Annotated in this window: 14 protein-coding genes; 5 read left to right on the forward strand and 9 right to left on the reverse strand. The window is 61.8% G+C overall.

The window, feature by feature from the left end; genetic code table 11:
- The first annotated feature begins 190 nt into the window (after positions 1–190).
- The 4 genes from WBA38_RS16825 (at position 191) to WBA38_RS16840 (ending at position 6,712) form a co-directional block, all read left to right on the forward strand.
- Positions 191–2,359, forward strand: coding sequence for a glycosyltransferase family 2 protein (locus WBA38_RS16825; protein WP_424323146.1), 2,169 nt, complete (start codon positions 191–193; stop codon positions 2,357–2,359).
- 58 nt (positions 2,360–2,417) lie between these two features.
- The gene (locus WBA38_RS16830) at positions 2,418–4,373 is read left to right on the forward strand and encodes a galactose oxidase-like domain-containing protein (RefSeq protein WP_424323147.1); all 1,956 of its coding nucleotides are present in this window, start codon (positions 2,418–2,420) and stop codon (positions 4,371–4,373) included.
- Positions 4,355–5,404 carry a glycoside hydrolase family 6 protein gene (locus tag WBA38_RS16835; protein ID WP_424323148.1) on the forward strand — a complete coding sequence of 350 codons (1,050 nt, stop codon included), beginning with the start codon at positions 4,355–4,357 and terminating at the stop codon, positions 5,402–5,404. Before WBA38_RS16830 ends, WBA38_RS16835 begins: the two co-directional genes overlap by 19 nt.
- A gap of 129 nt (positions 5,405–5,533) precedes the next feature.
- Positions 5,534–6,712, forward strand: a complete 1,179-nt coding sequence (locus WBA38_RS16840; protein ID WP_424294271.1) for a glycoside hydrolase family 6 protein — start codon at positions 5,534–5,536, stop codon at positions 6,710–6,712.
- Between the two features lie 37 nt (positions 6,713–6,749).
- On the opposite strand, the gene WBA38_RS16845 is transcribed toward WBA38_RS16840, so the two are convergent.
- A complete protein-coding gene (locus WBA38_RS16845) occupies positions 6,750–7,457 on the reverse strand; it encodes a trimeric intracellular cation channel family protein (RefSeq protein WP_424294272.1) in 708 nt (235 codons plus the stop codon).
- Between the two features lie 126 nt (positions 7,458–7,583).
- Between WBA38_RS16845 and WBA38_RS16850 the strand changes: the two genes are divergently transcribed.
- A complete protein-coding gene (locus tag WBA38_RS16850; RefSeq protein WP_424294273.1) occupies positions 7,584–7,823 on the forward strand; it encodes a hypothetical protein in 240 nt (79 codons plus the stop codon).
- A gap of 26 nt (positions 7,824–7,849) precedes the next feature.
- Here WBA38_RS16850 and WBA38_RS16855 read toward each other — a convergent pair whose 3' ends face one another.
- The 8 genes from WBA38_RS16855 to WBA38_RS16890 all read right to left on the reverse strand — a co-directional run bounded on the left by WBA38_RS16855 (position 7,850) and on the right by WBA38_RS16890 (position 13,079).
- Positions 7,850–8,533, reverse strand: coding sequence for a DUF6629 family protein (locus tag WBA38_RS16855; RefSeq protein WP_424294274.1), 684 nt, complete (start codon positions 8,531–8,533; stop codon positions 7,850–7,852).
- 214 nt (positions 8,534–8,747) lie between these two features.
- Positions 8,748–8,933, reverse strand: coding sequence for a type Z 30S ribosomal protein S14 (locus tag WBA38_RS16860; RefSeq protein ID WP_424294275.1), 186 nt, complete (start codon positions 8,931–8,933; stop codon positions 8,748–8,750).
- Between the two features lie 17 nt (positions 8,934–8,950).
- On the reverse strand, positions 8,951–9,529 hold the full coding sequence (rplE, locus tag WBA38_RS16865) for a 50S ribosomal protein L5 (protein WP_424294276.1): 579 nt from the start codon (positions 9,527–9,529) through the stop codon (positions 8,951–8,953).
- 1 nt (position 9,530) lies between these two features.
- Positions 9,531–9,848, reverse strand: coding sequence for a 50S ribosomal protein L24 (gene rplX / locus WBA38_RS16870; RefSeq protein ID WP_424294277.1), 318 nt, complete (start codon positions 9,846–9,848; stop codon positions 9,531–9,533).
- Positions 9,849–9,851: 3 nt separating this feature from the next.
- The gene (gene rplN, locus WBA38_RS16875) at positions 9,852–10,220 is read right to left on the reverse strand and encodes a 50S ribosomal protein L14 (RefSeq protein WP_424294278.1); all 369 of its coding nucleotides are present in this window, start codon (positions 10,218–10,220) and stop codon (positions 9,852–9,854) included.
- Positions 10,221–10,465: 245 nt separating this feature from the next.
- Positions 10,466–11,518 carry a hypothetical protein gene (locus WBA38_RS16880; protein ID WP_424323149.1) on the reverse strand — a complete coding sequence of 351 codons (1,053 nt, stop codon included), beginning with the start codon at positions 11,516–11,518 and terminating at the stop codon, positions 10,466–10,468.
- Positions 11,515–12,792 (reverse strand): ATP-binding protein, encoded by a 1,278-nt coding sequence (locus WBA38_RS16885; RefSeq protein ID WP_424294280.1) that lies wholly within the window; start codon positions 12,790–12,792, stop codon positions 11,515–11,517. Before WBA38_RS16885 ends, WBA38_RS16880 begins: the two co-directional genes overlap by 4 nt.
- Positions 12,786–13,079 carry a response regulator transcription factor gene (locus WBA38_RS16890; protein WP_424294289.1) on the reverse strand — a complete coding sequence of 98 codons (294 nt, stop codon included), beginning with the start codon at positions 13,077–13,079 and terminating at the stop codon, positions 12,786–12,788. The genes WBA38_RS16885 and WBA38_RS16890 overlap by 7 nt, the downstream gene beginning before the upstream one ends.
- Between the last annotated feature and the right edge of the window lie 115 nt (positions 13,080–13,194).

The raw sequence follows: 13,194 nt of genomic DNA on the forward strand, positions 1-13,194 counted from the left end.
GGAACGGATGAACCGTCGAGGTCATGCCGCGTGTCCCAGTCCCGCTCATTCGAATACCCGACATATTCTGAACAAAACCGGCGTATTGCATACTGTCATTCTCAACAGTGATACGACGGGACATAAGTCGTTTTCCGGCGAATCGATGGGGAGTGCCTTCGCGGCACCGGAAGATTAGCTAAATCAGGGGGTGGAAGAAGTTACCGCGACCGGTTCTTACCAGGATGTCGTAACCGACGAGGATCAACCGGATCTGTCGTCCGACACCGCCACTGATCTCGACCTCGAGGACTGCCTAACGCTGGCCGTCGTCGAGGAGACACTGCGTCCGGCACCGCAGAGTTCCCCGACCGGCTCTGGCGACGAGGCTCCCGGCGGTACCGAACTCACTGGTCTCGTCGAGACAGAGATCAATCTGGATGGGTCGGACCTGGAGGTCGCCGTCCCGGACGGCGAAGCCGACGAGCCTGCCGACGCTGACCTCAACGCGGACCGCCCTGACAACGACTCGGACTCGACGGACGCTGAAGCTGATGCGATCATCGAATCCGCCGCAGCTTTCCCCACCATCTCCGCCGCAATTTCCCCAGAGGTGGCCAGGGCTCTCGTCGAGAAGGCGCACACCACCGGCGATCTCACCGACGACGACTCGTCGACCCTGAGATTGCGCCGGCCAAGCGGGAAGTTCCGCACGCTGTCCAACTGGTTGATCGCCGGACTCATGCTGACGATTTCCATCGGCTACGTCTGGTGGCTACTTGCCTCCGGGCCGCCGCTCGACTCGCGGATCTTCCGAGCGGTGTCGTGGGCTGCTGCGACGATCATCGTCCTGACCACCATCGTCGACGTCAGTCGGCTCGCGCTGGTCTCGATGCTCGCCATGTCGACGTCACTGGTGCGCTCCCCGATCCCTTCCCGGATCCAGCAGAATCTTCAGGTTGCCGTCTTCATTACTTTCGTTCCGCGATTGGAATCCCTTGAGGTGCTTGAACAGACCCTCATTGCGGCGAAGAAACTCAAATCAACGCCGGGCACCAAAGCCACCGACGACGACCCGCAACCACTGGTCGACATCTTTGTCCTCGACGAGGGCGACCCCGACGATCCCACTTCGGTGCAGGATCTCGTTGATCGACTCAACGCCGAGCAGGCAGGCAACACAATCCGGCGCATCAGTCGCCTCGGGATTAAGAAGTACAACCGCGGCGCCAAGTACGCCCCCAAGACCAAGCACGGCAACTTCAACGCCGCTTACGACGTCGTCAGCAATGATCCCGATCTTCCGAAGTACGACATTTTGGTTGGTCTCGACCCCGACCACGTGCCGCTACCGGAATTGACAACCCGCCTCATCTGCTACTTCAACGATCCGGACATCGCCTACGTGTCTGCTCCGCAGGCATACGGCAACGCCGTCAACCGCACCGTGCCAAAGCTGGCCGAGTCGCAGCAATTCGTGTTCCACTCCCTCATCCAGTCTGCGGCCAACAGTTACGGCGGCCCAATGCTTGTCGGCACCAACTATGCGATCCGCACGGCGGTCTACGACCAGATCGGCGGCGCCCAACCGTCCATCACCGAAGACCTCGCCACCGGCCTCAAAGCACTCACGAAGCGGAACCCCGAGACCGGCAATGAATGGAAGGCCGTCTACACCCCCGACGTCCTGGCCCACGGTGAAGGCCCCGTCACCTGGGGTGACTACTTTAAGCAGCAAAACCGCTGGGCTACCGGCGCGATCCGGCATGCCATCGCTGGACCGTTCTTCTTGCAGATGATGCAGATGTGGCGCCACCCGCGTCGCGTCCTGCACTACCTGCTGCTGATGGCGTTCTATCCAGTCATGGGCCTCACCTGGGTTCTCGGGGCGATCAACTCCGGACTGTTCGCCTGGTACGGCGACAGTGGCACAGTCGTGAGCCCAGAACATTGGATCCTGTTCTACACCTGGACAATTGTCCTCCAAATCTTCTGCTTTATCTCGGCTCGCCGGTACAACGTCAGCCCCTTCGAAACCACCAACTCCTGGGGTGTCTTTGGCATGTTCATGAGTGTCGCCGCCGCACCGATTTACGCGGCGTCGATGGTTAAGTCGTTCCTCACCGCCAACCCCAAGTTCGATGTCACCCCAAAAGGCAAGAACAGCAAGAAAGATTCGCTGTTTACGTTCCGGCACAACATTTTCTGGGTTGTCGTATACCTGGTGATCGGGTACCTCATCTTTGACCGCGATCGAGTTGCCATCGAAACGTTGGCATGGCCGACGATCGCCGGTCTGCTCGCTGTCGCTCCCATCCTCATTTGGTTGGCGTCGCGCGTTGTGGGCTGGACACGCCGCACCCGAACTCGGAGTTCTTAGCCAATTACGAATAGCGCACACGAACTCTTGCGCTGAACCGCTACGCGAAAGGTCGGTTATGCCGTTCTTCAAGAAGGTTGCCAGTCGGTGGTGGCGGTGGCTCATCACCGCTGTCGCAGTGCTGTCGGTTGCTGCTATTTCGGCACCACCCGCGACGACGCTCGTGCGCAACGTCCTGCATGAGCGTCTGATCAACTCAATTGACTACCTTGCCGAGAACGGCAAGTGGGACATCATCAATCTCGGCGACGACCAGGAAATCCAGGCCATCCACAGCACCGTCTTGCCGACGGGCAAACTACTGCTGATTGCCGGCTCTGGTAACAACCGGCAGATGTTCGAGGCTGGCACTTTCAAGACCATCGTCTACGACCCCATCACCGGGTCGGTCAAGCAGGTTCACACGCCCGAAGACATGTTCTGCGGTGGCCACGCGCACCTTCAGCACGGCAACGTCTTGGTTGCGGGCGGAACCAAGGGCTACGAGAAGCTCGGCAAAAACGTCACCCACGCGGCCGGCGCGATGGTCGTGGTGAACGAAAACCCGGACCGGGGCTACACCATTCCGAAGGGAACGGTCTTCACCTCCACCAAGAACGGCAACAAGTACCGCTCGGATGCCGCGATCGTGCTACCTCCGGCTACCAAAGACCCGTGGACCTACGAGGTCACTCCAGTGGAGCGCCGGGTGTTCGTCAAGTCCGAAGTTGAGGGCGCCAAGGGCGTCATCATGACCAACCATTCGTTCGCCGTGAACATTGGCCTTGACTCCTACGACGCATCGAACGTTCACGCGTACGCGCCCAAGCTCACGATGGAGAAGTACGAATACCAGGGCATCGACGATTCATTCGAGTTCAACCCGATCACCGAAGAGTACGAGCGCGTCGGCGACATGAAGTTCGCCCGCTGGTACCCGACCCTCACCACCCTGCCGAGCGGCAAGGTGATGGCTATCTCCGGCCTGGACAACGCCGGCACCATCCTCGACGGCGAGATCGAAACCTACGACCCCGCAACGCGTAGCTGGACCGAACGCCCCGAGATGAAGCGCTTCTTCCCCACCTACCCGGCGATCTTCTCCACGCTGCGGCCACTGGAAATGTTCTTTGCCGGTCCGAGCACCGGCTGGGGCCCAGCAACCAAGGCGCGCGAGCCCGGGTTCTGGAACTTGGCCAACAACACCTTCCGACCGGTTCCGGGTATCCGCGACCCTGAACTTCTTGAGACGGGTTCTGCTGCCTGGCTGGGCCCGGTGAACAAGCAGCGCATGGTGGTCGTGGGTGGCGGCGGGGTTGGCGACTCGCTTCGCACCACCGACCGCATCGACATTATCGATCTCAACGAGCCGAACCCGTCGTTCAAGCCGTTCGGGAAGCTCGAAGATCCCACGCGCTACCCGAATCTGGTTCCGTTGCCGAACGGTGAACTTCTGATCACCCACGGTGCCAAGCGGTACCGGGGCATCGACAAGAGCGACACTCTCAAGGCGTACATCCTGTCGGAGAACGGCAAACTGCGTCGTATCGCTGACCCCCTCGTGGGCCGCAACTACCATTCGACAGCCAGCATGCTCGCGAACGGGCAGATCATCACCGCCGGTTCAGATCCACTGTTCTCCGACAACAAGAACTCCAAGCCCGGCAATTTTGAGAAGCGCCTGGAGATCTTCACCCCACCCGAGGTCTTCCGCGCGCAACGCGACGGTCTGGTGAAGCCGACCGTCATCGACGGTCCAAAGCAGATGGCGCTCGGTACCCCTGGCACCTTCAAGCTCAAGCCGAAGGCGGGCAACACCAAGATCACGTCGGTCCGGATGTTTGTCCCGGCATCGACCACCCACATCACCGACACGAATGTTCGCGCCGTTGATGTTCCGTTCACCCAGGATGGCGACAACTTCTCCATTGTGCTGCCCACTTCAACCGCACTGATGCCGAAGGGAAACTACATGCTGATCGTCAACGATGATCAGGGCCTATCGAGCGAGTCCCGATGGGTGTTGGTCAAGTGATTCGACGTCGCCTATCTGCGCTGGCTTTGACTATCGCCTGCGCGGCCCCCCTGGCATTGACCGCATGCGGCAGCGACGATCCGCGCCCGCCGAACCAACCGCCCCCGGGCAGGTTGGCACCGGTGGAAGCGGAGTACTCCCTGAAAACCACGCCGGTCTACTACGAGAACCTGCAGAAGGCTCTCGAGCAGTATCAGACGGCGTACGGGAATTACACGACCGAGGCCGCCGTCGAGGCAGTCAATGGCCTTCAGGAGCAGCCTGTCGCCGAGTGGGTTGTCGGCGACGGCGACGACGCCTCGATTGATCGAGCCTTGGAGGCGGCAAAGGGTACGGTTCCGGTGTTCGTGCTGTACCACATCCCGGACCGCGACCTTGAGCAATTCTCGGCTGGCGGTGCGGACACCGCAGCCGAGTATCAGAAGTGGGCCAGAGGGATCAGCAAGCGCATCGGTACGCGCAATTCGGTTGTGGTGATCGAGCCCGATGCGCTCGCCCACATTCCGGATATGCAAACCCCGGAGGAAGCCAGTCAGCGCGTTCGATTGTTGGCCCAGACGCTGAAACTGTTCGCCGAGAACAACCCCAATACCGCCGTCTACCTGGATGCGGGTAACAGCGGGTGGCGCACGGCCAATCAGACAGCAGACTTGCTAGGACGCGTGGAGCGCGCTGGCGCGGAGATTCCGGGCATCGCTCTCAATATCTCCAACTTCCGGACCACCGAGGAAACCCACAAGTATTCCGAGGCCATCTCGAAGGCCTTCGGCAGGCCGCTGTACACGCTGGTCGACGTCTCGCGAAATGGTGCGGCACCGCCTGATCGACAGTGGTGCAATCCCGGGTGGGCACTTATCGGCAAGACCACCGACAGGGTCTTCGACCCGCAGGAGCTCTTTGAAGATGTCTTCATTAAGCGCCCGGCCGAATCTGACGGCGTTTGCGGGGCCAGCACGCAGCCGGCGGGCCATTTCGACAACAACCTGATGTGGCTACAGCTGGGGCAGATGGACATTGCCGAGAAGCCCTAAGCAGTCGTAATCTCGCCTAGGCAGTCGTAACGTCATAGCCGACGAGAACCAACTCTCGTCAGCTATGAGCGTTTCAGGACGTGACTTGACCGCAACATTGCTGTTATTAAAGTTGCATATGATACCGATGTGGCTAATGAGACTGGTGTGACTTCAAGTTCCCGACGCCGATCCACTCGCGTGTGGACGATGGGCGTGACCGCAGCGTTGGCGGCAACGGCTCTCGTCGCGCCCGGCCCCGCCACTGCGCTCCCAATCCCCGCACTACCAATTCCCGCCCTGCCGCAGATACAACTGCCTTCCAACGGCAGCCTCGGCACCGTCGATGGCGGCGATAACGGCAGCGGCAACGGTAACGTTCCACCGGTCATCCCGGAAACGCCATCGACCACCCTCCCCTACCTCGTTGGCGCACGCGCCTCCTACACGGGGAACGTTGAACGCATGCTCGGTGCGACCGGTGACGCCAGCCTCAAGGCCCGGTTGCAGGACCTGCTCAAGACGCCGGTGGCCCAGTGGGTCGGCGGAGACGGCGTCCCCGAAGTCACCCGCCTCGTCGCCGAGGGCACCGCGAAGAGCTCGGTACCGGTCATCGCGCTGTACCACATCCCCGACCGCGACCTCGGCAGTCATTCTGGCGGCGGAGCCCCGAACGCTGCCGCTTACAAGCAGTGGATCGACCAAGTATCCGGCGCGATAGGCCCCGGGAAGGCCGTGATCATTCTTGAACCCGATGCGTTACCGCAAACCCCGGACCTGAGCGCAACCAAGCAGTCGGAGCGCATCGATCTGTTGGCCTACGCGCTCACCAAACTGGCGAGCAACACAGGCGTCACCACGTATCTCGACGCTGGCACGGCCGGCTGGCGTTCAGCGACTGCTACGTCAAATCTGATGAAGCAGATCGCGAACAAGGGCGCGAGCATCACGCACGTCTCCGCCAATGTCTCGAACTTCAAGAGCACAGCCGCCACCGAGACATACATCCGCGATATCGCGACAGCCTTCGGCAAACCACTCAAGGGCATGGTGGATACCTCACGCAACGGCGGCAACGTCACGAACGGTGAATGGTGCAACCCGGCGGCGCAACGGCTGGGCCAGCTCTCCGACGTCATCTTTACCCCGACGTCAGACATGGAGCAGGTCTTTGTGAAGACTCCGGGCGAGTCCGACGGCGTTTGCGGTGTCAGCCAAAAGACCGCGGGCGCCTTCGACGATGCCCTCCTCCTCTTGCAACTCGGTATCGCCGAAGCGCAAGCTCGCACGGCACCCAGCCCACGTCGGAACGCCGCAGCACCGCGATAGTACGGCGGCACCGCGATAGTACGGCGGTCTGTTCGCCCTACTCGCCGCGCCGGCTGCCCCAAGCTCGTTTCATCCAGCCGCGCTGCCGCGCGCGCGGGCCGTGCCATCCGAACCTCAGTGAAGCGATACGTGCCGCGACCACCAGTACCGCGCAGAGCGATCCCGCCCAGGCACTGTAAACGTCAAGGTGCAACAGCACAGCGGTGGCCGCGGCACCACCGAGCGCCGGAATCGCGTAGAGGTGCTCACCCGGCCGAAGCACTGCGGGCACCTGCCCGGAAAGCACATCGCGAATGATTCCGCCGCCTATGCCGGTGGTGATTCCCAGCATGGCTGCGCTCGGGGCCGCAAGCCCGAAGTCGTAGGCGACGACCGTGCCCGTGACCACGAAGCTGCCGAGGCCGACAGCGTCGGAGATCTCCAACGGCCACCGGGTGAGCCGTGTTGGCGGCTGCCAGAAGAAGATGACCAGGCCGGTGGCGACCGCGGCAGCCACCAGCCACGGATCGGCAAAGGCGGTCGGCGGCGTCTTCCCGATAATCACGTCGCGAATAATGCCGCCACCCAAGGCTGTCGCCGCAGCCAACAGCACAATGCCGACGATGTCGAGGTTGCGTCGCACCGAAAGCAGCGCTCCCGAAGCGGCGAACGCAACAATGCCGATCATCTCCCCCGCCCGATTCAGCGCCGAGGCCGCGTTATCCAGATTCGACGCCGCCAAGTGCACCGACGCAATCACCGACATCGATGTTCTCCTCTAGCGTTCGGTCCCAACAGTTCCTCGCTGACATTAGCTGAGGACCACCACGACGCTGCCGCCGATCCGGTGCGTCTCGTCGCGCCCGGCGCGCACTCCTGCAACACTGGGCAAATGAAAACCAAATGGTCTGACATGTCGACACCCGTCCGCGCCGGAATCATCGCAGTGGCCGCCGTCGATGCCGGCGTCCGAGTGTGGGCACTGCGAGATCTGCGCTCGCGCGACAAGAGTCAAGTGAACGGATCGAAGTTGCTGTGGTCGGCTGGGCTTTCCACAGTCAACTCTGCGGGCATTCTGCCAGCGCTGTACCTACTGCGTGGCCGCAAGGCTTCTGCCGCCGACGCCGAATAGGCAAGCGCAGGCGGACATAGCTTTGGCTATTCGGGTCCGCTGACCGTCACGACGTCGCCGCCTGCTTCCGCACGCTTGTACTTCTCGTTGGCAAAGTGCGCAAAAACGATGAGACTCAAGAACGCCGCGAACGTACACCAGATCGACGAGTACCCGGAAACATTCATGATCGCGGCGGCCGTCATCGCAATAAAGTTGCCGACGCCCATCGCGATAACGAACGGGAAACTGCTCATAGCCGGTGCGACGCAGGTCGCGAAAACATAGGGCACGGCGAGCAATGCGCTACTAAACGGAACGCCTAACTCGTAGTCGAGACTGTGGTCGACCACTGTCACACCAATCCCCGACTGCGTCGCCAGGTAGAGCATGTAGACACCGAGAAGGCCGCCAACGACCACCGGTGCCAGCAGCAGCCGACGACGTCGTGGGTCTTTCTCCATCAGCCACACCGACCAGGGGACGAGGACTGGGAGGACTGCCCAGGCAAACATCACCCACATGTGGACTCCCGGGCCGGATAGCGTTGCACCCTCTCGGTCGCCCAACTCCAGCCAGGTCCAGCCTTCGAGCGCCTGATGAATCCCGAAAAGCAGGGGAAGTGACGCGAACGGCAGTTGCCGCACATCACGAACCAGAGCCAGTGTTGCCACGCCCGCAGCCGTGATCACTCCGGCACCGACAAAACTGGCAGTCGCTGAGAAGCACATGGATCGAATCATTTCATGCGGATAGGTCCCAAACGCCCCAATCGGCCCGAAGCGCTCCTTCGCATCGCCAGTCCGCATCTCGCTGATCCAAACACAACGGTCCAAAAACAACGGTCCAAAACCAAAGGCCCAAAAACGAAGGCCCAAAAAAACAAAGACTCCGTCTCCCAGTGGGAGACGGAGCCTTCGTCAAAGTTTGCCTACCGGCGTGAAATCACCAGCTCGACTTCTGCACACCCGGCAGTTCGCCAGCGTGTGCCATCTCGCGGAAGCACACGCGGCAGAGGCCGAACTTGCGGTACACCGAATGCGGACGTCCGCAACGGTTGCAACGCGTGTAGCCCCGCACGGCGAACTTCGGCTTCTTGTTGGCCTTATTGACCAGAGCCTTCTTTGCCATCTCAGTTGTCCCTAATCTCAGTTCGTCGCTGCGTCGTTGCTCTTGAACGGGAAGCCCAGGGCACGCAGCAGCGCACGGCCTTCGTCGTCGGTGGTGGCCGTCGTGACGACGGTGATGTCCATACCGCGCGGGCGATCGATCGAGTCGATGTTGATCTCGTGGAACATCGACTGCTCGTTCAGACCGAACGTGTAGTTACCGTTGCCGTCGAACTGACGGTCGCTGAGGCCACGGAAGTCACGGATACGCGGGAGTGCGATCGACACGAGGCGATCGAGGAACTCCCACATGCGGTCGCCACGGAGGGTGACGCGTGCACCGATCGGCATGCCTTCGCGCAGCTTGAACTGTGCGATCGACTTGCGCGCGCGGCGGATTTCCGGAGCCTGACCGGTGATGAGCGCCAGGTCGGCGACTGCACCGTTGATCAGCTTGGCATCACGGGCGGCGTCGCCGACGCCCATGTTGACGACAACCTTGACAACGCCGGGGATCTGCATCACGTTGGCGTAGTTGAACTCTTCGTTCAGCTTGCCCTTGATTTCCTCGCGGTACTTAGCCTTGAGGCGCGGCTGGACCTTCTCAGAAGTGGTCATATCAGATGTCCTTCCCGGTCTTGCGGGAGATGCGGACATTCTTGCCGGTCTCCTCGTCGCGGCGGTACCCGACGCGGGTCGGGTTGCCGTCGGCGTCGACGATCATCACGTTCGACACGTGGATCGGAGCCTCTTGCGTAACGATGCCGCCCGAGGACGCACCGCGCTCGTTGGCCGAGGCGCTGGTGTGCTTCTTGATGCGGTTAACGCCTTCGACGAGGACGCGCTCGCGCTGCGGGTAGGCCTCGATGACCTTGCCCTTGGCACCCTTGTCCTTGCCAGCGACGACGATGACGGTGTCACCCTTATGGATCTTCATGGGTCAGATCACCTCCGGTGCGAGCGAAACGATCTTCATGAAGCGCTTGTCACGCAGTTCGCGACCGACCGGTCCGAAGATGCGCGTACCGCGAGGGTCGCTCTCGTTCTTGAGGATGACGGCCGCGTTCTCATCAAACTTGATGTACGAACCGTCCGGACGACGGCGCTCCTTAACGGTGCGCACGATGACCGCCTTGACGATCTCGCCCTTCTTAACATTGCCACCCGGGATGGCGTCCTTGACGGTGGCGACAATAACGTCGCCCACGCCGGCGTAGCGCCGCGCCGAACCACCGAGCACACGGATGCAGAGGATTTCCTTTGCACCGGTGTTATCGGCGACGCGCACCCGCGATTCTTGCTGAATCACTGCGTAGTCTCCTTGACCTGGATACTGATGTCCGCCGGATTTCCGACCCGACGCACATGGTCTGTTACCGCCAAACAGGCGCCTGCCTGCAGTTTCTCCACACGAGTGGACATGCTGCAATGGGTTCGCCTGCCGACTTGCAGCGCACGCGCTGCAGGCAACCGCTCTAGTGTAGGCCAACCATGCCGGTCGTACCAAATCAGTTCGCTACTGTTTTAGCGTCTGGACCAGTACAAACGCCTCAGTTACGGCCGATTGCCGTGATCTGCGGCGGGCTCAGAAACCGATGGCACTGTGGCAAAGTCAATGCGACGTGCCTGTCCATCCTCGGCAATACCGATAGTCGCAAACCTGTCTCGTCGCTCCGGAAGCAGGCGGACAGTCACTTCGGCACCGGCTCGCGCGCCGACGAGGACACCGACCGCAGCGTCGCGAACCTTCGCGAGTTCGTCGGATTCGTCCGCCACGAGTTGCACCTCGCGATCGTCGAGCAAGGTGACCCGGACTCCACGGGATCGTGCGTCCCATGCGGCGTCGGCCAATTCGTTCATATCGAGTCCGGGCGCGCGAATACGGTCACGCAGTCCCGCTTCGACGAGCAGGCACACCGCGACTTGCTCGTCGGTGAGCCGTTGACCAGACGCAATGTATTCCAGCAGTGGCCGCACCTGCGCCTGCAATCGGTAGACGCGCGCATCGCGAACCTGACGAACGGCTTCGGTTTCCCGATCCCGCTCTCCCAGTCTGCGCAGCGCCGCAATTTGCTTGGCCCGAGGACGCGCCAGCATCGCGAATAGACTCGACATCGCAAGTACCCCGATGGTTCCCGGAACGAGCAACTGGGCAACTGATCCGAGTTCGGCCTCGCGGAACCACTCCGCGCCCACTACCAACCCAACGGCCAGAAACGCCCCCAACCAGGCCACACCGAGGCGTCCACGGACCGGCAGCAATCCGAAAGTCAACGCGGGGGCGGCACCGAGAGCGAGAATCGCAGCCCGGTAATCGAGGTCGCACGCCAAGACCGCCAGTCCGCTCGCCAAAGCACCACCAACTGCGGCTACCAGCGCATCCGCCAGCCTCATGGGGTCTTCGGGCGACCACAGGAGCAGAAACCACCCCAGTCCAAGTAGCGCGAAGCCCAACAAGTAGACAAAAGGCAGTTCCACGCCGCCGCTGGCAGTGCCCAGAAACAAGAAGATCACCCACACGGCGCAGGCGATAATGACGGCGGCGCGGCCGCGCAGCCCAACAACTTCGCCGACGTCGATCCCCGCGGTCTCCTCGGTGAGGTTCACGAGACACCAACCCGGCGCGAAAGGTCACTCAACCAACGGAGGCTGACGGTCGTGCCCGCACCGGGACTACTGACAACAGCCGCCTCGCCCCCGGGGAGAACCCCGATCCGGTGACGAATACTCAAGGCCAAACCAAGTCGGTCTTCCGGCACCGCATCGGGATCGAAGCCAGTACCGTCATCGGCGATCACCACCTGCACCAGCGATCGACTGATACCCAAAAAGATGGCGGTCTGCGCATCGTCACCGGCATGCTCGGCACTGTTGCGGACGGCTTCAGCCGCAGCTTCCGCGAGGGCAGCCGCCACTTCGATCGGGCATGAAGTCGCGTCGTCGGCAACTTCCACCGTGACCGGTAGGTCACTGTCGAGTTCGGCGATCACCGCCCGCAGTCGTGCGACCACTTCCCTGCCGGGGATGTCGCTGAAGGCCGCCGGGTCGCCTCCAACCAGTCCCTCAAGTGCTGCCAGCGCACCCGCAGCTTGGGCAGTGACACGCGGGTCGTCACGGTCGGCACCGACAGCGTTGAATGTCGAGAGCACGTGATCGTGGATGAGGGCGTCCACGCGCGCCAGTTCAACATTGGCCACTCCGCGGGCAACTGCACGTTCAGTTTCGTCTCGCGATTCGTCAAGCTCGGACCCAATCTTCAAGACCCGGCTTGCGAGAAGCAGAAATACGGACGTGAAAGCGATCCCGAAGAATGCTTCTTCCACGGCTCCCCACACATCGGGATCGACGACATTGTTGACCGCGACTGCCGCACCGAGCAGTTTGCATGTGGCGAGGCTGAGGATTCCTTCCCACAGGGGACGAACGAGGATCACCGTCAGTCCCGCGAGGCCCGCGAAGTCCAGGATCCAGCTGGCCGGGGCGTCAGTTTGGCCGCGGCTGGCGACGAGCCAGAGCAGACCCGCCACGATCAGCCCGACGGGTGCCAAGATAGCCAGGGTGCCGACGGCACGGTGCCAAGGCTTGACCAGCGCCGATACCAGCATTGCAATGCCGAAGCCGAACGAGAGCACAGCCGCTACCGGCGGATACCAACCCGGCAGCAGATTGGCGGCTTCGTCGACCAACTGCGGAATCACGACGACCGCGTAAAGCACATAACCGAAGCCAATAAAACGGGCCAGCGCCAAAACGACCCGATCGCGCTCGCTAGCAGAGCGGCGATCGGGTCGGGAAAAGTGTCGGGCGGCCAGAATCCGTTGGTTACCGCCTCGGATTCCGGTCAGCGAGCGGGATTGTCTCGCGACGGTTCTAGTCACCACTCGTCAAGTGTGGTGTATCCGTCTTGCAAAGCGCGAGCCAGGAGGTGCGCTTTCGTCGGCGCGCCGCGGCCTACGGCGGTGTATTTGGCACGAATTCGCGAGATGTGAGTGCTGACAGTCGACTGAGAGATGAACAGGTTGGCCGCTGCATCTTCCTTCGACTCTGCGGCCATCCAAGCGAGCAGCACCTCAACTTCGCGCGTCGACAAGGACGGGCGGTTCGGTGCCGCAAGTCCCCGAAGCGGGGGAAGTGTCATGCTCGGACGCTGACGCCCGATGCGCGGCATCCGCACGTCCGCTACCGGAACGTCAATCTCAGCAATGCTCACCAGAATCTCCTCAGTACTTCCCCGACTGGCATTTGAAGTCACCCAAAGAGACTCCCTTCAGGTTCACATCAAA

The organism is Gordonia sp. (in: high G+C Gram-positive bacteria), from assembly GCF_049647785.1.
Taxonomy (GTDB): domain Bacteria; phylum Actinomycetota; class Actinomycetes; order Mycobacteriales; family Mycobacteriaceae; genus Gordonia.

Bases quoted from the DNA above. Each gene is read 5' to 3' on its own strand.
- WBA38_RS16850 (WP_424294273.1), top strand. From the start codon at position 7,584: ATGAAAACCAAATGGTCTGACATGTCGACACCCGTCCGCGCCGGAATC.
- WBA38_RS16835 (WP_424323148.1), top strand. From the start codon at position 4,355: ATGGGTGTTGGTCAAGTGATTCGACGTCGCCTATCTGCGCTGGCTTTG.
- WBA38_RS16860 (WP_424294275.1), bottom strand. From the start codon at position 8,933: ATGGCAAAGAAGGCTCTGGTCAATAAGGCCAACAAGAAGCCGAAGTTC.
- rplX (WP_424294277.1), bottom strand. From the start codon at position 9,848: ATGAAGATCCATAAGGGTGACACCGTCATCGTCGTCGCTGGCAAGGAC.
- WBA38_RS16855 (WP_424294274.1), bottom strand. From the start codon at position 8,533: ATGTGCTTCTCAGCGACTGCCAGTTTTGTCGGTGCCGGAGTGATCACG.
- rplE (WP_424294276.1), bottom strand. From the start codon at position 9,529: ATGACCACTTCTGAGAAGGTCCAGCCGCGCCTCAAGGCTAAGTACCGC.
- WBA38_RS16830 (WP_424323147.1), top strand. From the start codon at position 2,418: ATGCCGTTCTTCAAGAAGGTTGCCAGTCGGTGGTGGCGGTGGCTCATC.
- WBA38_RS16845 (WP_424294272.1), bottom strand. From the start codon at position 7,457: ATGTCGGTGATTGCGTCGGTGCACTTGGCGGCGTCGAATCTGGATAAC.
- WBA38_RS16890 (WP_424294289.1), bottom strand. From the start codon at position 13,079: ATGCCGCGCATCGGGCGTCAGCGTCCGAGCATGACACTTCCCCCGCTT.